The sequence below is a fragment of the Klebsiella sp. M041 genome, assembly GCF_059759695.1.
Map to the genome: position 1 here is coordinate 161,691 of NZ_JCAXWU010000001.1, position 19,143 is coordinate 180,833.

A 19,143-nucleotide genomic window follows, 5' to 3' on the forward strand; every position below is an offset into this window, starting at 1 on the left:
ATTTCCGTGCACATTCTATGCAACGGCTTTAAAGAAAACGAGATCAATTGCACACTATTGCAAGGAACTGTGACCAATGGCAAAAATAGTGATCAAACATCCACTTTTGTTATGTTACGTAAAGGTTTTAAAAGTTGCATTCTTGTACTACTCTTAATAGCGGGCGCGATCGGGTTTACTGACGCCCGTTTTTCATTTCCGGCCAGCAATTGTTCCCTCCTATCACAGCAATCATTATCTCCATTCTAAATGAACTTGATAATCATTCGCATTTTGATAGCATGAAACATAGCAAAGGCTATATTTCCAGAGGCAGAAGATGACTAGCAGTCGCGTTGAGAATAGCAGTAGTCGCGCCGCGCGCAAGGTGAAGCTCGCCTTAATGGGGCCAGCTTTCGTCGCTGCCATTGGCTATATCGATCCGGGTAATTTCGCCACGAATATTCAGGCTGGCGCCAGCTTTGGCTATCAGCTGCTGTGGGTGGTGGTATGGGCCAACCTGATGGCAATGCTGATCCAGGTGCTCTCTGCCAAACTCGGCATTGCCACCGGTAAAAACCTGGCCGAGCAGATCCGCGACCATTACCCGCGCCCGGTAGTGTGGTTTTACTGGGTGCAGGCGGAAATCATCGCCATGGCCACCGACCTGGCCGAATTTATCGGCGCTGCGATTGGCTTTAAGCTGGTGCTGGGCGTATCGCTTCTGCAAGGGGCGGTGCTGACCGGGGTGGCGACCTTCCTGATCCTGATGCTGCAGCGGCGCGGACAAAAACCGCTGGAGAAGGTGATTGGCGGCTTGCTGCTGTTTGTTGCCGTCGCCTATGTCGTTGAATTGATCTTTTCCCAGCCCGCGCTGGCTCCCCTGACCAAAGGGCTGGTGATCCCTACGCTGCCCAACGGTGAGGCGGTATTCTTAGCCGCCGGGGTGCTGGGGGCCACCATTATGCCGCACGTGATCTACTTACACTCCTCGCTTACCCAGCACCTGCACGGCGGGACGCGAAAAGAGCGCTATAACGCGACCCGCTGGGATGTGGCGATCGCCATGACCATTGCCGGGTTCGTCAACCTGGCGATGATGGCGACCGCCGCGGCGGCATTCCATTTCAATGGCCATACCGGCGTCGCCGATCTTGATCAGGCTTACAGAACGCTGGAGCCGCTGCTGAGCCATGCGGCGGCGACCATCTTTGGCCTCAGCCTGGTCGCTGCAGGTTTATCATCGACGGTGGTGGGGACTCTCGCAGGTCAGGTGGTCATGCAGGGCTTCATTCGCTTTCATATTCCGCTGTGGTTTCGCCGGGCGGTCACCATGCTGCCGTCGTTTGTCGTCATTCTGCTGGGGCTGGATCCAACGCGCATCCTGGTGATGAGTCAGGTGTTGCTGAGCTTTGGTATTGCGCTTGCCCTGGTACCGCTGCTGATATTTACCAGCAATGCAAGGCTAATGGGAGACCTGGTGAATACCCGCTGGGTGAGAGGCATCGGCTGGGCGATAGTCGCGATTGTGGTGAGCCTGAACGGCTGGTTAATTGTGGGATCGCTGCTCGGGGTGGATTAATGACCTCCTGATGCGGAATAAAGCGAAGGGGAGCCGATGGGCTCCCCTTTTCGTCTGTTAGTGATGGCCATGTCCATGACCGTGACCACGCCCGCCGGGACCACGTCCCCAGCCGCCGCGGCGATCGTCGCGGTCGCTCCAGCCCGCGCGATAGCCGCGCTCCCAGGCTTTATCTCTGCCTTTGTACCAGCCTTTGTGCCAGCCGTTGTCATGACGATGCCAACGGTTATCACGCCATTCATAGTGACGACGCCAGTAATCACGGTCGCGCCAGCTGCCACCGTCCCAGTAGTTACCGTAATTGTCACGATCGCCAATTTGTAATTTTATCGATGGCAACAGGGTGATTTCACCAGCGTTAGCGACTAATGGCGCTGCGGCCAGCAGTACTGCTGCCAGAATCAGTGACCTGAACATACTCTTCTCCTTCACGATCGGGGCCCTAAGCGGCCTGTTAACGTGATATTACGGGCCGGTAAAGACCTATCGCATCGGATGAACTCCGAAAGCACAGAAAAGAGCACTTTTTGCTAAAGTAACATTTGCTTTACAGCGCCAGGATGGCATCAATCGCGGCGCACTCTTCGGCGCTAAAATGACGATGTTTCAGCATTCCGACAGCGTCATCCAGCTGGGCGGTTTTGCTGGCGCCGATCAGCACGGAGGTGACTTTCTCCTCGCGCAGCACCCAGGCCAGCGCCATCTGCGACAGCTTCTGCCCCCGTGCTTCCGCCAGCGTATTCAGCTGACGAATTTTTTCTAATCTGGCGCTGGTCAGCTGCTCCGGCTGCAGAAAACGACTGCTGCTGGCGGCACGTGAGTCTGCCGGAATACCGTTGAGATAGCGGTCGGTGAGCTGTCCGCCGGCCAGCGGTGAAAACGCTATACTTCCCACCCCTTCCGTCTGCAAAAAATCCAGCAGCCCCTCTTCCACGCCGCGTTCAAACATGGAGTAGCGGGGCTGGTGAATGACGCAGGGGGTGCCGAGATCGTTAAGGATCTTCACCGCCTCCCGCGCCTGGGCCAGCGGATAGTTGGAGATGCCGACGTACAGCGCTTTACCCTGGCGGACAAGGTGATCAAGCGCGCGCATCGTTTCCGTCAGCGGTGTCTCCGGGTCCGGGCGGTGATGATAAAAAATATCGACATATTCCAGCCCCATGCGCTGCAGGCTCTGGTTAAGGCTGGCCACCAGGTATTTGCGTGAACCCCAGTCGCCGTAAGGGCCGTCCCACATGGTGTAACCCGCTTTGGTGGAGATGATCAACTCATCGCGATAGGGCAGGAGGGCCTCTTTAAGGATGCGGCCAAAATTGCTCTCCGCCGAGCCCGGCGGCGGCCCATAGTTGTTGGCCAGGTCGAAATGGGTAATGCCGAGGTCAAACGCGTGCTGGAGCATCTGCCGGCTGGTTTCCACCCGCGTTTCATCGCCAAAGTTATGCCACAGACCGAGAGAAATTGCCGGCAGTTGAAGGCCGCTGCGGCCGCAGCGACGATAGGCCATCGTTTGATATCGCGTGGTACTTGCCTGGTAAACCATTCTTCCTCCGCAGATAAAACAGGGTATGTATACGTTTACACTAATCAATGTTCTGCGTGGAGTACATCGCTTTTTCGGCGTAATTATTGCTTTACACTGCCTTTAACGCCCCCTTTCTGGACAGGCGGATCGCTTATTCAATACTCAAATTACACCTGCGCCAAAATGAGGAAAATGGATATGCAACCGACTTACACTATTGGGGATTATCTGCTGGATCGCCTCGTCGACTGCGGTATTGACCGCTTGTTCGGCGTGCCGGGAGATTACAACTTACAGTTTCTCGACCGGGTCATTGCGCACAATGCGTTGGGGTGGGTCGGCTGCGCCAACGAGCTCAATGCGGCCTATGCTGCTGACGGTTATGCACGCATTAAGGGAGCCGGTGCGTTACTAACAACCTACGGCGTCGGCGAACTGAGCGCCCTGAACGGCGTGGCGGGCAGCTATGCGGAGCATATTCCGGTATTACATATCGTCGGCGCGCCCTCCACTGGCGCTCAGCAGCGCGGCGAACTGCTGCATCACACCCTGGGCGACGGCGATTTCCGCCATTTTGCGCGGATGAGCGAGCAGATCACCTGTAGCCAGGCGCTGCTGACCGCCGGCAACGCCTGCCATGAGATCGACCGTGTTCTGCGCGATATGCTGACGCATCATCGGCCTGGCTATCTGATGCTGCCGGCCGATGTCGCCAGAGCGGCAGCGATTGCCCCAGCGCAGCGCTTGCTGGTGGAGGCCGCTCCGGCGGATGAAAACCAGCTCGCCGGATTCTGCGAGCATGCCAGCCGCCTGCTGCGGGGCAGTCGACGCATCTCCCTGCTGGCGGACTTCCTCGCGCAACGCTATGGCCTGCAAAACACGCTCCGGGAGTGGGTGGCGAAAACCCCCGTCGCCCACGCCACCATGCTAATGGGCAAGGGGCTGTTCGATGAGCAGCAGAGAGGTTTTGTCGGCACCTACAGCGGTATCGCCAGCGCGCCGCAGACCCGGGAGGCCATCGAAAACGCTGACACCATCATCTGCATCGGCACGCGCTTCACCGACACCATCACCGCAGGATTCACCCAGCATCTGGCGCGGGATAAGACGATAGAGATCCAGCCCTTCGCGGTCAGGGTGGGCGATCACTGGTTCAGCGGCGTGCCGATGGATCAGGCACTGGCTGCGCTGATGACCCTTTCCGCACCGCTGGCGGCGGAGTGGGCTGCGCCTCAGGTCGTGGCGCCGGAAGTGGAGGAGGGGGCCGACGGCGAACTCACTCAGAAAAATTTCTGGGCGACGGTGCAGGGGGCGCTGCGTCCCGGCGATATTATTCTCGCCGACCAGGGTACGGCCGCCTTCGGCATTGCCGCGCTGAAGCTGCCGTCAGAGGCGTCGCTGATCGTCCAGCCGCTGTGGGGCTCGATTGGTTTTACCCTCCCGGCCGCCTATGGCGCGCAAACCGCGGCGGCAGAGCGGCGGGTGGTGCTGATCGTCGGCGATGGCGCCGCCCAGCTGACGATTCAGGAGATGGGCTCTATGCTGCGCGATAAGCAAAAGCCGCTTATTCTACTGCTGAATAACGAAGGGTATACCGTGGAACGGGCGATTCACGGCCCGGAGCAGCGCTACAATGATATTGCCCTGTGGGACTGGCGACGTCTGCCGGAAGCCTTCGCCCCGGACGTTGCCTCGCGCTGCTGGCGGGTTACGCACACCGATGAGCTACGGGAGGCGATGGCGGAGAGCATCACCTCCGATACGCTCACCCTGGTGGAAGTGATGCTGCCGAAAATGGATATCCCCGATTTCCTGCGCGCGGTGACGCAGGCGCTGGAGGAACGAAACAGCCGCGTTTAGTCGGTATGGTGTCTGGCAATCATCAAGGGCCTCCCGGCCAGCAGCAGCCAGGCCGGGAGCATCACAATGCACAGCAGCGGCAGCAGCGTGGTGTCCGGCACCACCACGGCGGCCATAAACAGGCTCAGCCAGCCGTCGCGGGTGACGACCAGCACCATGCCGAGGATCGCGCAGGAGACGGTGATCGCCGCCGGCACGGCGTCCACGTGGGCATGCAGCATCAGCCCCAGCGCCACGCCGACGAAGACCGCGGGGAAAATCCGCCCGCCGCGAAAGCCGCAGGCCGAGGCGAGAACCAGCGCAGCCAGTTTAACCAGCGCGATGAGCAGATAATCCGAGGCGGTCAGCGTCTGGCTGAAGGCCAGCTGCTGCATCTCATCCAGCCCCTTAAACAACGTTAAATGTCCGCCAATTGTCCCGAGGATCCCTAACAGCAAGCCGCCGAGGCCCAGCGTCAGGATCGGGTTTTTCAGGCGATGCATTAGCGTGTGCAGGCGCGGCAGACACCAGACGGCGACCATACCGACGGCGATAGCGATCAGGGCGACGATCATGCCGCTGACGATATCGACGAAGTGCATCTGGCTATAGTGTGGGAGCGGCAGCGTGAAGTGGGGGTGGAAAAACAACCCGGTCGTCAGCGCGCCCGCAGCGGCGGCAAGCATCGGGGCAAACAGACGATCCCATAGCGGCGACTCGTTGCTGCTGTTGAGGGTTTGCGAAAAAATCAGCGCGGCGGCCACCGGGGTGCCGAAGAGGGCGCCGATGGTGCCTGAGGCCGCGAGAATGGTCCAGTCCAGAGAGCTGACCCGCGGGAACAGTCGGGAGCCGACGGCGACGGCCAGCGCAATATTCACCACCATAATCGGATGCTCCGGGCCGAGGCTGACGCCGCCGGCGAGGCCAAGGATCAGCGCCGCCAGCAGCCCGGGCAGCGCGCCGGTGGCAATAGGCGCGCCGATTAACGACTCGGTCGCCGGGTCCGGCCCGGCATGCCCCGGGCTGTAACGGACGACCAGGCCCACCGCGATCCCCGTCGCCGTGAGAATGGCGATGATCCACAGCGGGTTCTCGGCGCTTACTCCAAACTGCACAGGCAGATTGCTCCACAGGATGCGCTGCAGCAACGCGGCAATCTTCATCGCGCCGATCAGGATCAGACTGGAGGCGATGCCAATCAGGATAGCCGGCACCGACAGGATCAGCATTGTTCTGGCGCGAGGATGGAGCATGAAAATGTCCTTGTTAAAGTTCAGGAGCACTACTTTGCCTTTGTCGGCGGGGACCGTCGATGCAAATGGTGCTGAAACGATAAAGTTAAGGCGGCGTCTGATACCCGTGGCCTCGTTAATAGGCTACTTTGCATTGATTACAAACTAAATGTGACCTGTGTCGCTAAACAAGGGGCGTCCGCGAGTTGGACGTTGTTGTTAAGCCGCCATGAATTTACAGTGTGCCAAAAGATTTATTTTGACTTTAGCGGAGCCGTAACGGAATGACAAAATTTGCTTTAGTAGGAGATGTCGGGGGGACCAACGCCCGCCTGGCGCTGTGTGATCTGGCGAGCGGAGAGATCTCTCGTGCAAAGACCTATTCCGGGCTCGATTACCCCAGTCTGGAGGCGGTGGTGCGCGTCTATCTCGAGGAGCATCAGGTGACGGTCAGCGAAGGCTGTATCGCTATCGCCTGCCCGATCACCGGCGACTGGGTGGCGATGACCAACCATACCTGGGCCTTCTCCATCGCCGAGATGAAGCGCAGCCTTGGCTTTGCGCACCTTGAGATTATTAACGATTTCACCGCCGTTTCAATGGCCATCCCGATGCTGAAAGCCGAGCACCTGATTCAGTTCGGCGGCAGCGCGCCGGTAGCCGGCAAACCGATCGCCGTTTATGGCGCCGGAACCGGGCTGGGCGTAGCCCATCTGGTACACGTTGATAAGCGCTGGGTCAGCCTGCCGGGCGAAGGCGGCCATGTCGATTTTGCGCCGAACAGCGAAGAAGAGGGCATTATTCTGGAAGAGCTGCGCGCTGAGCTGGGGCATGTCTCCGCAGAACGCGTCCTCTCCGGTCCTGGTCTGGTCAACCTTTATCGCGCGATAGTCAAGTCGGATGGTCGACTGCCGGAGAACCTGCAGCCGCGTGAGGTCACCGAGCGGGCGCTGGCGGATAGCTGCACCGACTGTCGCCGGGCGCTGTCGCTGTTCTGCGTCATTATGGGGCGCTTCGGTGGAAACCTGGCGCTGACCCTGGGGACGTTTGGCGGCGTCTATATCGCTGGCGGCATCGTGCCGCGCTTCCTGGAGTTCTTTAAAGCCTCCGGCTTCCGCGGCGGTTTTGAGGACAAAGGCCGTTTTAAAGCCTATGTCCAGGATATCCCGGTTTACCTGATCGTGCATGACAACCCAGGCCTGCTGGGCTCCGGCGCGCATCTGCGTCAGACGCTGGGTCAGGTGCTGTAAGCGCATTCCTCCCGGGCTACTGTCGTAGCCCGGCCAGGCGGGGCTCCCCGCCGTCTACAGATTCATCAGCTGGCGAAACTCTTTCACTTTACTGCGACTGACCGGAACCTGAAACTCCAGGTCGCGCAGGCGTAGCACATAGGTATTGTTAAACCACGGCTCAATTTCCCGAATTTTGCTGAGATTCACACAGTACGAGCGGTGACAGCGAAAGAAATGTGCGGTGGGCAGTTTGCTGCAGAATTCGGTAATGTTCATCGGCATGACGAATGACTCCCGGCGAGTGTAGACGAAGGTCATCTTCTCGTGCGCCTCGGCATAATAGATATCATGAATGCTGGTGACGATGATCCGCTCATCTTTTATCAGATTGATGGTGTCGTTTTCCCGAGGCGCCACGCTGGTCAACCCGGAAGCGGCGTTATTTTGCTGCTGCCAGGCGGCGGTCAGCTTCTGCAGCATATTGATGATGCGCGACTCCTGGTAGGGCTTCAGAATGTAGTCAAACGCCTCCAGCTCAAAGGCTTCCACGGCGTGTTCTTTCCACGCGGTGATAAAGACGATAAAAGGCTTATGGGCGAACTGGCTGATGTTCTGCGCCAGCAGAACGCCGTCCAGCGACGGAATATTGATATCGAGAAAGATGGCGTCGACCTTGTTGTGCTGGAGAAATTTCAGCACGTCCAGTCCGTCGTCAAAGCTGCCGACGATCTCCATCTGGCTGTGGGTGTTGATAAGCCAGGAGAGTTCCTGTTGGGCCAGAAACTCATCCTCCACAATGATAACTTTCATCTTTTCTCCGCTCATGACAACAGAGACTCCGTCAGCGCCTGCGGCGTAGAGTGATTGGGGACATAAAAAGCGATCTCCGTTCCTGGCGTCAGGGTGCGGATATGCAGCCCCTCGCCATAGAGAAGTTTCACCCGATGATGAACGTTGAGCAGGCCGATTTTGTTACCCGGCATTTCATCGGCTTCCACGCGGGCGACCACGGCGGGATCGATGCCGTTGCCGGTGTCGCGAACGCTGATGCGAACCCGATTTCCGCACTCATTGATGCCGATCGTCACCACGCCTTTCCCTTTACACGGCTGAATGCCGTGCACAATGGCATTTTCCACCAGAGGCTGGATAAGCAGGCTTGGGATCACGCAGCTGACGTCGTCGTCAATATCATAGATAACCGTCAGTTTGTCGCCGAATCGCGCCTGTTCAATGGCGATGTAATCTTTGATCTGATACAGCTCTCGTTTGATATCAATCTGCTCATCGTCTTTTAATTCGATGTTATAGCGCAGATAGCGCGACAGATTAAAAATGAGCTGGCGCGCGGTGTCCGGATTAAGGCGAATCGAGGAGGAGATCGCGTTCAGGGCATTGAATAAAAAGTGCGGGTTAATCTTGCTTTGCAGAGCGCGCAGCTCCGCTTTGTTGGCCATCTCCCGTAGCTGTTCGGCGCGGGAAACCTCCAGCTGGGTGGAGATGATTTGTGACAGGCCTATCGCCATCTCCTGCAGCGTCGAGGTGATGCGATGGGCGTGGCAGTAATAGATTTTTAGCGTACCGGTGACCACCCCTTTTTCCCACAGCGGAATGACCATCAAGGAGTGGATCTCCGGCGTGCGGTGGGCTTCATCATTGTTTTTAATAATGATTTTTCCATAACGGATGGCCTGTCGGGTGGTGGGACTGATGACATCGTTATGATGTTGATAGTTGGCTTCACCGACGCCCACGTAGGCCAGCACGTGTTCCGTATTGGTGATCGCCACCGCGTCGGCGGTAATGTCGCGGCGGATAATGTCGCAAACCTGGCGCAGAGAATCGCTGTTGACCTGACGGAACAGCGGCAGGGTTTTGTTGGCAATGTCGAGCGCCAGTTTCGCCTGCCGCGCGGCGCTGGCCTCCTTTTCCCCTTCCACGCTCTGCACCAGCAGCACGATAAAACCGATGCAGACGCTGCCGAGGATCATCGGGATACCAATTTTCGAGACAATATCCACGCCGAGGCTGAGGGAAGGGGCCCAGACCACCACCAGGATCATGGTCAGAGTCTCGCAGACCATTCCGGCCAGAATGCCGATTTTCCAGCGTTGTTCGCGGGCCACTTTGCGGTTAATCAACCCCGACAGCAGGCCGGCGATGATGCTGGTGATAAAGCAGGGCACGGCGGTCACGCCGTCAATATCAATCAGATAGCGGTGCACACCGGCAATCACCCCGACAATGGCCCCCACCCAGGGACCAAACAGGATCCCGCCGGACATCACGGCGATGATGCGCACGTTTACCAGCGATCCTTCCACCGGCACACCGGACCAGGTACTGAAGAGCGCGAACAGCGAGAAAATGGCGGTGACAGCCAGCAGCTCTTTCGGCGTATGCGCCGACTTATGCAACAGTTCGCGGAACAGGCGCAGGCGAATGAGAAAAAACAGGCAAATAAGCATCAGGGCCGCACGATCATAGACCGCCAGCATCATAGTAAAGATTTCGTGCATGGGTGCGCCGCGTCAGTGGCCAGAAAAGGACATGATAAAAAACCTGACGACAGAAGACCAGCCGCAGAAAAATAATGAGGAAAAGGCGCACTTTTAAAAGGGGATTGAGGGGTGGGAAGGCGATGTACCGCCAGACGCCAGAAGAAACGATAAATACCCGTGATAGAAAAGATATCAATATGTTACCACTTGCAGACAAAACGGTATTCATCCCGCAGTGTACTGCCGTATTTAGCGCAGACGATACCCGTTTTTAACGCCAGTGATTATTTTTCGTCAGGGCACTCGACAACGTGATTTTTTTCAGGTTATTTTCTAAACGAGCCGCAACAGCGGCAGCGTCGCTCGGACGGTCCGGGCGCTAACGTTAATCAGAGGAACCTATGGCTGAATCCAGTCCTGAACGCCGTTTTACGCGTATCGATCGTCTCCCCCCGTACGTTTTTAATATTACTGCCGAACTGAAAATGGCTGCGCGCCGGCGCGGCGAAGATATTATTGATTTCAGTATGGGCAATCCCGATGGCGCGACGCCGCCGCATATCGTGGAAAAACTCTGCACCGTCGCCCAGCGGCCTGACACCCATGGTTACTCTACCTCGCGGGGGATCCCACGCCTGCGTCGCGCTATTTCGCGCTGGTACGAAGAACGCTATAACGTCGATATCGATCCGGAATCGGAAGCGATCGTCACCATTGGTTCGAAAGAGGGGCTGGCGCACCTGATGCTGGCGACGCTGGATCATGGCGACACCGTGCTGGTGCCGAACCCCAGCTACCCGATCCATATCTACGGCGCGGTGATTGCCGGGGCGCAGGTGCGCTCGGTGCCGCTGGTGGAAGGGGTGGATTTCTTTAACGAACTGGAACGCGCCATCCGCGAGAGCTATCCGAAGCCGAAGATGATGATCCTTGGCTTTCCCTCGAATCCGACCGCGCAGTGCGTCGAGCTGGATTTCTTTGAAAAGGTTGTCGCTCTGGCGAAGCAGTATGACATCCTGGTCGTCCACGATCTGGCCTATGCCGATATCGTGTATGACGGCTGGAAAGCGCCCTCCATCATGCAGGTGCCCGGCGCACGCGATGTCGCCGTCGAGTTCTTTACCCTGTCGAAAAGCTATAACATGGCCGGTTGGCGCATTGGCTTTATGGTCGGTAATAAGACCCTGGTGAACGCCCTTGCCCGCATCAAAAGCTACCATGACTACGGCACGTTTACGCCGCTGCAGGTGGCGGCGATCGCTGCCCTGGAGGGCGATCAGCAATGCGTGCGGGATATCGCTGAACAGTATAAGCGCCGCCGCGATGTGCTGGTGAAAGGGCTCCATGAGGCCGGCTGGATGGTGGAGTGTCCGAAAGCGTCCATGTACGTCTGGGCGAAAATTCCGGAACCTTATGCCGACATGGGCTCGCTGGAGTTCGCGAAAAAGCTGCTTAACGAAGCGAAGGTTTGCGTTTCTCCGGGGATTGGCTTTGGCGATTATGGCGATACCCATGTCCGCTTCGCGCTGATCGAGAACCGGGACCGGACGCGTCAGGCGATCCGCGGCATTAAGGCGATGTTCCGCGCGGATGGCTTGCTGCCCGCCGCGAGCTAGCGCTTCGGCGAATACGCTATAACAAAAACGGGAGCCTCTGGGCTCCCGTTTTTTTTGACACCGCTGCAGTCTAGATCATCAGGGCAAAAGTACCGGCCCAAACGATGACCATAAAAGAGAGGCCCATAAAGAAGTATTTCACGACTCATCACTCCACGCGCTTATGCGACGTTCAAATGAATTAATTGTTCTGTTTTTCAAGGGCTGTCGCTGGTGAAATCTCACCCTGCGGCAGCTCGCAATTCTGTGCGTTAAGTGCTCCAGATGGCGCTAATGTACGCCTAAAAAATCAGGGAAACAAGAGGCATTTTTTTATTAATTTTTAGTTACTTACGAGTGTCGTGATTCGGCGACACATTAATTTCGCCCGGTAATAAATTTAGCGCCAGCGACGCTGCGAAAACGGGTTTCTCATCAGGGCGATTAGCGGGGCTAGTCAGGCTTGGCGCGCGGCATTCACGTTGCCACGCGCCACCGGTTTAATGCAGATCAGAGGCGCGCTGTCGCCACTCGGTAGGGTAGTGTGCCGGGATAAAGCGCAGCGTGATCGCCATGAGTAACAGGACACAGAGCGCATGCCAGGACCAGTCAAGGGTGTAGTTCCCGCTCAGGCTACGCAGCAGGCCGGAAAGCCAGGGCGACAGGCCGGCGATAATAAATCCGATACCCTGCATAAAGGCTACCAGCCGGCCGGCCACCGTCGGTTGTCCGGCGTGATCGAGGGCCAGCACCAGGCACAGAGGAAACGCGCCGCCCAGACCGACGCCGCAGGCGAGAGCCCAGAGCGCGGAGAAGTGCTGCGGCAGCCAGATGAAGCCGCAGAAGCCAATCAGCTGGAGCGCCAGAGCACACAGCAGAAGCTGGCGCCGGTCATCCTGGCGAGCCAGCGCCGGCAGCAGCAGAGCGCCCGCGGTTTGCCCAACCGTCAGCAACGCCAGCAGCGAGCCGCTGTACTGGGCGCTGTCGCCAAGCTGCATATAATAGGGCGGCAGCCAGGCGATCAGACTGGCGTAGCCGGCATTGATCAGTCCGAAATAGAGCCCCAGCGTCCAGGCGCGGCGCTGGCCAATAATCGCTACCCGGGGGGCGGCGCTGGTCTGATGCGGAGCACGGGGCAGGTGCCGGCAAATCGCCAGCCAGCTGAGCAGGGCGAGGAGGGCGGGGAGCGCCCACCAGGCCAGCGCATCCCGCCAGGCTGTGCTGTGCGACGCCAGCCACGGCGTTAACGCGGCGCCTAACCCGCCACCGCCCATTAGCGCGGCTGACCATAGCCCCATCACCAGCGGCGTCCGTCGGGCGAATAAGCGCTTAATCACCGCCGGGATGGCAGCCTGGATGATGCCGATGCCAACGCCTCCGGCCAGGGCGCTGGTGAGCAGTAGGCCGCTATTCGGGGCGATTTCCCGCAACAGGGCGCCCGCCGCGATAATCAGCAGGCTTAGCGCAATGCTACGGTTTTGACCGACATAACGATCGACCCAGCCGCCGGCCAGCGCCAGCACGCCCATCGCTACCACCGGCAGGGCGGTCAGTAGCGCTGCCAGGGTATAGCTCATCCCGCTGGCGGCGCGGATCTCCGGAAGCAAAGGGCCGATGGAGGTGAGCAGCGGCCGCATATTTATGCCGATCAGCACCAGGATCCCCAGCGTCAGATTCTGTCGCAACACGGCTTTCATGGCTGCTGTTCCGCCCACCGCTGATAAACTGCCAGCCCCTCCGGCTGCGGGCGATGATGGATCGGCAATGTCTGCTGCGCCAGCGGCTGCTGCAACTGCTGATAAATCGCGGCGGTAGATAGCTGGAAAGGCTCTCCGTCCTGATTGCTGTTGGCGAAAAATACTTCCCGAACGCCGGTTAAATAGAGTGCGCTAAGACACATCGGACAAGGCTGTCCGCTGGCGTAAATAACGCATTCGCGCAGAACTTCGCTTCCCAGCCTGGCGGCAATATCGCGAACGGCATTCAGTTCGGCATGCGCCGTTGGGTCGCCGCTCAGATGAAAGGTGTTGACGGCTTCGGCGACAACCTCGTTATGGCGCACCATCACGGCGCCAAAGGGGCGACCGCCGTGGGTTGTGTTTTGTTTTGCCAGCGCTAAGGCGCGCTGGAGATAGCGATCGTGAGCGGACATAGTCACTCCTGCACAAGATAATGTTCAAGGTAAAAGAGGCAACGGGTCGTGCGTAGAGGGTACGTAACTTGTTTCATAAGTTAAAAGACTTATTTATGATGAACCCTAGTTGAATTACTTATAGGTAAGCGGATGCTCCTGCGCCATCTTTCCTACTTTATCGCTGTGGCAGAACACCGTGGCTTTACCCGAGCCGCCGCGGCGCTGCACGTCTCCCAGCCGGCGCTGTCACAGCAGATCCGCCAGCTGGAAGCCATGCTGGAGGTTCAGCTTTTCGACCGCTCTGGCCGTTATATCCGGTTAACCGATGCCGGAGAGATCTGGCTGGAGTATGCCCGCCGGGCGTTACGCGATCTTGAGGAGGGGCGGCGCGCTCTGCATGACGCTGAAGATCTGCAGCGCGGCAAACTCCGCATTGCCATGACGCCGACCTTCACCACCTATATGCTGGGACCGCTGGTGGAAAACTACTATCGACGCTACCCCGGCGTGAAATTGCTGATCCAGGAGATGAACCAGGAGCGCATGGAAATGATGTTGCTGCAGGATGACCTGGATGTCGGCATCGCCTTTGACGACAGTCGTTCCCCGGATATTGTCGTGCAGCCGCTGCTGACGGAAACCCTCGCGCTAGTGGTGAGCCGCACGCATCCTCTGGCCAGAGAGAACGCGCTCAGGCTGCAGGCGCTCGACGCGCAGCCGCTGATTTTACTGAGCAGCGAGTTTGCCACCCGGGAGCAGATCGATCGTTATTGTCGTCGTCATCGGCTCGAACCTGACGTGCAGATGGAGGCCAACTCTATCGGCGCCGTTCTGTCGGTCATTCGGCGAACGCCCCTTGCGACACTGCTGCCGGCGGCGATCGCCGGGCAGTATGATGATGTGGTGGCGATTGAGCTGGAACCCGCGCTGCTGCAGCGAACGGCCTGTTTGCTCCAGCGCAGGGATGCGTGGCAGAGCGCCGCGGCACGCGAATTTATCGCCCTGGCGCGGGAGATTGCGCTAACGCTTGAGCAGGAAAACCGCCTGCCTCCTGCCTGAAGGCGTGCGTCGCTCGACGGCGAGCCAGGATTAACGGTGGGCTGCGTTGCTGGTGTCGGCCTCGTCGGGCAGGGCATTCTCTCTAAGCATGACTTCCTCCTTCAGCCTTTCCAGCACGTGATGAAAGAGCTGGGTCTTGTCTGGCTCAGCCATTGTCTGCAATTTCACATTAAATAAAGTATGGGACAGAATAAGATCGTGGATAAATTCCAGCAGTACCTCACTTTGCGGAAGTGAGGTTAATTCCTGATGGATATAACCGGTTTGTTGCCGTAGCGGATTTTTTGTGACATCCATCGGTCGGGCGCTAATGCTATGGGCAAATATTTTCTCAATTGCCTGACTGGTAATATAGAGCCGATTCAATGACAGGATGGGGTTTTCGGCTTCCTGCGGAATGAAGTGACAATAAACAAACGGTTTCTCAGGCAGCATCATGCTGAACCTGTTTTCACGATGAATATCGTTAGGCGCCTCCAGCAACGCCATTAAATTCCGGCCGTGCGGATGCCAGAGTCCTGAAGCTGTGACCTTGACGTTGAACTGCGTGACGGTATTCCCGCTCTGGGTTTCCATGACGGGAATATCGCCATCAATCCGCAAAATGCTATGGATATGGGAGTGTGGCGACCAGTAGGTTTCCAGCGTCTCAGATGAATTGAGTGGATTAAATGTGTCGGTTACCTCTTTTTCCTGATGAGAAAGGACGGCGAGTTTTAGTGTTCCCCGCGTCGGGTTAAGCTTCAGGCATAGATTGATCGCACCGATATCATGCCAGTGAAGAATGTCTTCAATTTCACAGTTTAATAATTTTTGCGCCCGGGAAAGGGAACAATACTCCATTGGCGGTAAATTATTTAATTTCCAGATATTCCGTTCTGTTATATTCATAAGGATTGTTTATTGCAGAAAATAGCGGTCAGTATTAGCAATGAAAATCTGATGGTCATGTGCTTTTTTTGTTAACGTCGCTGGTCTGATTGATGAAATTCATTCATGTTGAGAATATTATATCAATAAGATGATTATTCTTATTGTTACGTCAGCCATTCACTTGATGGTGTAATCCTATCATTTATTTCGCTCGAGAAAAATAGTTTGCTTAGCGCCTGAATACAACACTTTTTTGTTTTTTTATTAACGACCTCGACGAGAGGGAACGCATCATGAAGAGAATGTGGATCTTGAGATCAATGCCTGGACGACAGGGATAACGCAAACGGATACTCGCGGCATCCGTTTGCGGCGGCCAAGCTTACCGGGTTACAGAGGGATAGCGATCTCCTGGCTGCGCGATGGCATACCAGGCCATCATCTCCGCGGTACCCGGCTGACCTTCTGCTGGCGCCCAGTCCATAGTGTCGATTTCAGCAAGCGGTTGATAAGCGCCTTGTTTGACTTCAAATACCATCCCACCAGCGTCGAGTGAGAGCACCGTATGCCAGGTGCCAGGCTCCATTTCCAGCGCCGTGCAGGTTTCACCCAGCACCACCCGGTTAGTGATCGCGCCATGATCATCAAAATTTAGCACCACAAAGCGACCTTTCAGCGGCAGCAAAAGTTCAAAGGTATGTCGGTGCCGGTGCGGGCGGATATAGGTGCCGGGTTCCATAGCGATAGCCAGACGCTGCACCGGGTCGCTCAGCTCAGGGTGAAAATTGCGATGGGCACGTAAGCGCGGTGAACTGGCCGCCGCTTCGCTCTGCTGCTGCATATCGCTAAGGGTGATCTGTTTCATATCAACGCCTGGCTCCTTTGTTGTCCAGAGAGTGTTGCATCGGCTGGGCGGCAGGTTGACGACCAGGCCACGCGATATTGTACGCATAAAGCGTGTTGCTGTCGGTTAATTGTCGAGGCTATAGAGTGCAGGAGGGCTTCTGCCAGGCAACCACGCAATTCCTACCTGCTTTTTTTGTCTGGTACAGGGCGCCGTCGGCACAGTTAAGTCATTCATTCTATACCGTTTTAGGATCCTCCGTTGTGGCAAGACCGATACTGATCGTGACGCTTTCGGGCAGTTTAACCCTGCTGCTGACGTCGCCTGGATTGATAATGGTCTGGCGGGTCCGCTCGGCGATGAGTTGCGCCTGCTGTTGGCCCACGTCAGACAGTAATAGCGCAAATTCCTCGCCGCCTGTTCTGGCCACAATATCATCTCTGCGAACCTGATCCTGAAGTACCCCGGCCACATACTGAATAACAAGATCTCCCTGAAAGTGACCATATTTGTCATTGATGCGCTTGGAATGATCGATGTCGCATAACAATTTAGACAATGGTTTTGCACAGAGACCCGTTGCATTTTTTTTATCAGCACAAGGTAAAAATAACGGCGGTTATACAGCTGCGTCAGATAATCACGAATCGAGTTCTGATAGGCATTCTCATATTTATTGTTGGATAATTGATAAAGATTAAACGCATTAAGGAAAATAATGATAATAAAGTTCAGAGTGCCCAGCGTTTCGAAAAGCCTCGTTTTATACCCTGTGTTCTCGCTAGCGACATCTGCGGTTGTTAAGAAAGAGAAGGTTAAGATATAAACGAAGTAGTAAAAATAGATTCCTGTCCAGAATATATTTCTGAAGCGGGTTAATGCCATCGTCGTTAAAAAAAGAACGTCCATATGTAAACCATTATATTACTGGCTAAGCGAATCGTTGGTTCATACAGGTGGATTGAGGAAAATCCAACAATCAGGACGATAGCTAAGGTCAGGCTTACACAGGCAAAGGTAATAATAATGTGATTATGGGAGGCCAGCAGGCGATGCGAACGAAACTTGAATACTAATGCCGCGGTGATGATTTAGGTGAGTGTTAACGCGTTGCGGTAAAAATAGATGAGTCTGATGGCCTGTTCATTAGGTCATACCTGTCAGGGCAAGAAAACTATGTTTTTATGATCGTGAATATCAATATTTTGAATGTCTGTCGGGAGTGAGCAGTATGCTTTTCGTGCGGTCGCTGCGGACGATGTCATTACGTTTTACAACTCGTCTTTTCCTGTGGGTTGTTCATTTTAGTCGCAAAATTATAACTGGTGTTTTCCTCTTTTTAAAAAGAGGAATGGCGCCACGGGTTTTATATCTATAAATAAATCACTTTGTGCGTTAACAGGAAGGGGGCATTGATGATCAGGTCGGTACCACCTTGAGTAGACTGTCTACAGGAGCTGCAGAAAAACCATCAAAAGTCGGCGTGGATCCGACATAAAGCAGGAGGGTTATGGTGTCCCCTGCAGGAATCGAACCTGCAACTAGCCCTTAGGAGGGGCTCGTTATATCCATTTAACTAAGGGGACAAGGCGGCACGAGTATAGCGTTTTTCGCCCGCCTGAGTAAGAGCTATACCGTCTGACTGCTTAAACCCTCGCCATTCTGAGCGCTTTTTTATGCCCGGTCGGCATTTTTGGCTTTTGCAGCGGCCTGCGCGCGGGCTTCCGCTTTTCGCTTGTTGCTCATGTCGTTACGGATCTGCGCATGGCTAAGCAGTGCGAAGATGAAGGTCCCGCCGCAGATATTACCCGCCAGCGTCGGCAGGGCGAAAGGCCAGATGAAGTCGCTCCAGGGCAGGCTTCCATTAAACACCAGATAGAGGATCTCCACCGAGCCCACCACGATATGGGTGGTATCCGCCAGGGCGATAAGCCAGGTCATCAGAATGATCACCACGATCTTGGCGGCGCCGGCGAGGGGAAACATCCAGACCATGGTGGCGACCAGCCAGCCGGAAATAATCGCATTGGCGAACATCTCCGTCGGGCTGTTTTTCATCACATCTTCGGCGATGCTGACGAAGGCCTGGCGGGTCGGCTCATCAAAAACAGGCATATAATTGAAGGCCCATGCGGCCACCGCGGTGCCGATGAGATTGCCCGCCAGCACCACCGACCATAGCCGCATGAGTAAACCGACGTTTCCGGGGGTGGGATTGTGCATCACCGGCAGTACGGCGGTGACCGTATTTTCCGTGAACAGCTGCTGGCGGGCCATAATCACGATAATAAAGCCGAAGGTATACCCGAGGTTCTCGAGTAAAAACCCTCCCGGGATCCCCTCCAGCTTGACGTGAAAAATCCCTTTCGCCAGCAACGAGGCGCCCATCGACAGACCGGCCGCAATCGCAGACCACAGCAGGGCCAGCGCATCGCGCTCCATCTCTTTTTCCCCTTCCTGACGAATATGTTCATGGATCGCCATCGCCCGCGAGGGAAGACGGTCTTCATCCACTTCTATCTCCTCCCCGCGCTGCTTTTCTTCACTTTCGACCTCACGTTCGTCGTCCGCTGGCTTTAATTTGTTATCATCAAGTTCATCCATTTCGTGGCCCTCGCTATCACTCTGTATAGTAATAGCGTAGCGGCTTTACCTGGCGTCTGGCTGGGCATACTCTGAAATCGCAAAAATGGTAACGTCAGATTTTTGTCGCTCCGCTAGAATAGGAGCCCCGCGATCTCGTTATTCCCA

At 56.2% G+C, this 19,143-nt stretch carries 18 protein-coding genes, 1 tRNA gene and 1 pseudogene; 6 read left to right on the plus strand and 14 right to left on the minus strand.

Annotation, left to right across the window (positions count from 1 at the left end):
• Positions 1 to 319 precede the first annotated feature (319 nt).
• Positions 320 to 1,561, plus strand: coding sequence for an Nramp family divalent metal transporter (locus AC6CWS_RS00790; protein ID WP_080901545.1), 1,242 nt, complete (start codon positions 320 to 322; stop codon positions 1,559 to 1,561).
• A 57-nt stretch (positions 1,562 to 1,618) separates the two neighbouring features.
• On the opposite strand, the gene AC6CWS_RS00795 is transcribed toward AC6CWS_RS00790, so the two are convergent.
• Entirely contained in the window at positions 1,619 to 1,978 is a 360-nt protein-coding gene (locus AC6CWS_RS00795) for a DUF2502 domain-containing protein (RefSeq protein WP_023290584.1), read from the minus strand.
• Between the two features lie 130 nt (positions 1,979 to 2,108).
• Positions 2,109 to 3,101: an L-glyceraldehyde 3-phosphate reductase gene (mgrA, locus tag AC6CWS_RS00800; RefSeq protein WP_023290583.1), complete on the minus strand. Its 993-nt coding sequence runs from the start codon at positions 3,099 to 3,101 to the stop codon at positions 2,109 to 2,111.
• Between the two features lie 180 nt (positions 3,102 to 3,281).
• Here mgrA and AC6CWS_RS00805 point away from each other — a divergent pair, with 180 nt between their 5' ends.
• The gene (locus AC6CWS_RS00805; RefSeq protein WP_032453679.1) at positions 3,282 to 4,943 is read left to right on the plus strand and encodes an alpha-keto acid decarboxylase family protein; all 1,662 of its coding nucleotides are present in this window, start codon (positions 3,282 to 3,284) and stop codon (positions 4,941 to 4,943) included.
• On the opposite strand, the gene AC6CWS_RS00810 is transcribed toward AC6CWS_RS00805, so the two are convergent.
• Complete coding sequence (locus tag AC6CWS_RS00810; RefSeq protein ID WP_049013229.1) at positions 4,940 to 6,175, minus strand: ion channel protein; 1,236 nt, start codon at positions 6,173 to 6,175, stop codon at positions 4,940 to 4,942. The two genes, AC6CWS_RS00805 and AC6CWS_RS00810, sit on opposite strands and share 4 nt — an antisense overlap.
• A 263-nt stretch (positions 6,176 to 6,438) precedes the next feature.
• Here AC6CWS_RS00810 and glk point away from each other — a divergent pair, with 263 nt between their 5' ends.
• Positions 6,439 to 7,404, plus strand: a complete 966-nt coding sequence (gene glk, locus AC6CWS_RS00815; RefSeq protein WP_080901547.1) for a glucokinase — start codon at positions 6,439 to 6,441, stop codon at positions 7,402 to 7,404.
• Positions 7,405 to 7,458: 54 nt separating this feature from the next.
• Here the strand turns inward: glk and AC6CWS_RS00820 are convergent, their stop codons facing one another.
• Complete coding sequence (locus AC6CWS_RS00820; protein ID WP_023290580.1) at positions 7,459 to 8,196, minus strand: LytR/AlgR family response regulator transcription factor; 738 nt, start codon at positions 8,194 to 8,196, stop codon at positions 7,459 to 7,461.
• Between the two features lie 11 nt (positions 8,197 to 8,207).
• Positions 8,208 to 9,905 (minus strand): sensor histidine kinase, encoded by a 1,698-nt coding sequence (locus AC6CWS_RS00825; RefSeq protein ID WP_080901548.1) that lies wholly within the window; start codon positions 9,903 to 9,905, stop codon positions 8,208 to 8,210.
• Here AC6CWS_RS00825 and AC6CWS_RS00830 point away from each other — a divergent pair.
• Entirely contained in the window at positions 9,904 to 10,002 is a 99-nt protein-coding gene (locus AC6CWS_RS00830; RefSeq protein ID WP_032428955.1) for a hypothetical protein, read from the plus strand. The two genes, AC6CWS_RS00825 and AC6CWS_RS00830, sit on opposite strands and share 2 nt — an antisense overlap.
• A gap of 286 nt (positions 10,003 to 10,288) precedes the next feature.
• Positions 10,289 to 11,503 carry an alanine transaminase gene (gene alaC, locus AC6CWS_RS00835; RefSeq protein ID WP_004202031.1) on the plus strand — a complete coding sequence of 405 codons (1,215 nt, stop codon included), beginning with the start codon at positions 10,289 to 10,291 and terminating at the stop codon, positions 11,501 to 11,503.
• Positions 11,504 to 11,573: 70 nt separating this feature from the next.
• On the opposite strand, the gene ypdK is transcribed toward alaC, so the two are convergent.
• The 3 genes from ypdK to AC6CWS_RS00850 form a co-directional block, all read right to left on the minus strand.
• Positions 11,574 to 11,645 (minus strand): membrane protein YpdK, encoded by a 72-nt coding sequence (gene ypdK / locus AC6CWS_RS00840; protein WP_099119320.1) that lies wholly within the window; start codon positions 11,643 to 11,645, stop codon positions 11,574 to 11,576.
• Positions 11,646 to 11,982: 337 nt separating this feature from the next.
• Entirely contained in the window at positions 11,983 to 13,179 is a 1,197-nt protein-coding gene (locus AC6CWS_RS00845) for a CynX/NimT family MFS transporter (RefSeq protein ID WP_323109500.1), read from the minus strand.
• Positions 13,176 to 13,634 carry a nucleoside deaminase gene (locus tag AC6CWS_RS00850; protein WP_065812252.1) on the minus strand — a complete coding sequence of 153 codons (459 nt, stop codon included), beginning with the start codon at positions 13,632 to 13,634 and terminating at the stop codon, positions 13,176 to 13,178. The genes AC6CWS_RS00845 and AC6CWS_RS00850 overlap by 4 nt, the downstream gene beginning before the upstream one ends.
• Before the next feature lie 132 nt (positions 13,635 to 13,766).
• On the opposite strand from AC6CWS_RS00850, the gene cynR reads away from it, so the two are divergent.
• Positions 13,767 to 14,675 (plus strand): transcriptional regulator CynR, encoded by a 909-nt coding sequence (gene cynR / locus AC6CWS_RS00855; RefSeq protein ID WP_080901550.1) that lies wholly within the window; start codon positions 13,767 to 13,769, stop codon positions 14,673 to 14,675.
• Positions 14,676 to 14,705: 30 nt separating this feature from the next.
• Here cynR and AC6CWS_RS00860 read toward each other — a convergent pair whose 3' ends face one another.
• The 6 genes and pseudogenes from AC6CWS_RS00860 to AC6CWS_RS00885 all read right to left on the minus strand — a co-directional run bounded on the left by AC6CWS_RS00860 (position 14,706) and on the right by AC6CWS_RS00885 (position 18,996).
• A complete protein-coding gene (locus tag AC6CWS_RS00860) occupies positions 14,706 to 15,566 on the minus strand; it encodes a hypothetical protein (RefSeq protein ID WP_080901551.1) in 861 nt (286 codons plus the stop codon).
• Between the two features lie 364 nt (positions 15,567 to 15,930).
• Positions 15,931 to 16,413, minus strand: a complete 483-nt coding sequence (locus tag AC6CWS_RS00865) for a WbuC family cupin fold metalloprotein (protein WP_023290574.1) — start codon at positions 16,411 to 16,413, stop codon at positions 15,931 to 15,933.
• 217 nt (positions 16,414 to 16,630) lie between these two features.
• Entirely contained in the window at positions 16,631 to 16,951 is a 321-nt protein-coding gene (locus AC6CWS_RS00870) for a GGDEF domain-containing protein (protein WP_498256374.1), read from the minus strand.
• Positions 16,952 to 17,094: 143 nt separating this feature from the next.
• Positions 17,095 to 17,301, minus strand: a pseudogene (locus AC6CWS_RS00875) (MASE4 domain-containing protein); the annotation flags it as partial.
• 602 nt (positions 17,302 to 17,903) lie between these two features.
• Positions 17,904 to 17,978, minus strand: a tRNA-Arg gene (locus AC6CWS_RS00880).
• Between the two features lie 88 nt (positions 17,979 to 18,066).
• The gene (locus tag AC6CWS_RS00885; RefSeq protein WP_023290545.1) at positions 18,067 to 18,996 is read right to left on the minus strand and encodes a formate/nitrite transporter family protein; all 930 of its coding nucleotides are present in this window, start codon (positions 18,994 to 18,996) and stop codon (positions 18,067 to 18,069) included.
• Positions 18,997 to 19,143 lie beyond the last annotated feature (147 nt).

Excerpts from the sequence above, each read along its gene's own strand:
- AC6CWS_RS00790 (WP_080901545.1), top strand. The coding sequence starts at position 320 with ATGACTAGCAGTCGCGTTGAGAATAGCAGTAGTCGCGCCGCGCGCAAG.
- AC6CWS_RS00795 (WP_023290584.1), bottom strand. The coding sequence starts at position 1,978 with ATGTTCAGGTCACTGATTCTGGCAGCAGTACTGCTGGCCGCAGCGCCA.
- mgrA (WP_023290583.1), bottom strand. The coding sequence starts at position 3,101 with ATGGTTTACCAGGCAAGTACCACGCGATATCAAACGATGGCCTATCGT.
- AC6CWS_RS00805 (WP_032453679.1), top strand. The coding sequence starts at position 3,282 with ATGCAACCGACTTACACTATTGGGGATTATCTGCTGGATCGCCTCGTC.
- AC6CWS_RS00810 (WP_049013229.1), bottom strand. The coding sequence starts at position 6,175 with ATGCTCCATCCTCGCGCCAGAACAATGCTGATCCTGTCGGTGCCGGCT.
- glk (WP_080901547.1), top strand. The coding sequence starts at position 6,439 with ATGACAAAATTTGCTTTAGTAGGAGATGTCGGGGGGACCAACGCCCGC.
- AC6CWS_RS00820 (WP_023290580.1), bottom strand. The coding sequence starts at position 8,196 with ATGAAAGTTATCATTGTGGAGGATGAGTTTCTGGCCCAACAGGAACTC.
- AC6CWS_RS00830 (WP_032428955.1), top strand. The coding sequence starts at position 9,904 with ATGGGTGCGCCGCGTCAGTGGCCAGAAAAGGACATGATAAAAAACCTG.
- AC6CWS_RS00825 (WP_080901548.1), bottom strand. The coding sequence starts at position 9,905 with ATGCACGAAATCTTTACTATGATGCTGGCGGTCTATGATCGTGCGGCC.
- alaC (WP_004202031.1), top strand. The coding sequence starts at position 10,289 with ATGGCTGAATCCAGTCCTGAACGCCGTTTTACGCGTATCGATCGTCTC.
- AC6CWS_RS00845 (WP_323109500.1), bottom strand. The coding sequence starts at position 13,179 with ATGAAAGCCGTGTTGCGACAGAATCTGACGCTGGGGATCCTGGTGCTG.
- AC6CWS_RS00850 (WP_065812252.1), bottom strand. The coding sequence starts at position 13,634 with ATGTCCGCTCACGATCGCTATCTCCAGCGCGCCTTAGCGCTGGCAAAA.
- cynR (WP_080901550.1), top strand. The coding sequence starts at position 13,767 with ATGCTCCTGCGCCATCTTTCCTACTTTATCGCTGTGGCAGAACACCGT.
- AC6CWS_RS00860 (WP_080901551.1), bottom strand. The coding sequence starts at position 15,566 with ATGAATATAACAGAACGGAATATCTGGAAATTAAATAATTTACCGCCA.
- AC6CWS_RS00865 (WP_023290574.1), bottom strand. The coding sequence starts at position 16,413 with ATGAAACAGATCACCCTTAGCGATATGCAGCAGCAGAGCGAAGCGGCG.
- AC6CWS_RS00885 (WP_023290545.1), bottom strand. The coding sequence starts at position 18,996 with ATGGATGAACTTGATGATAACAAATTAAAGCCAGCGGACGACGAACGT.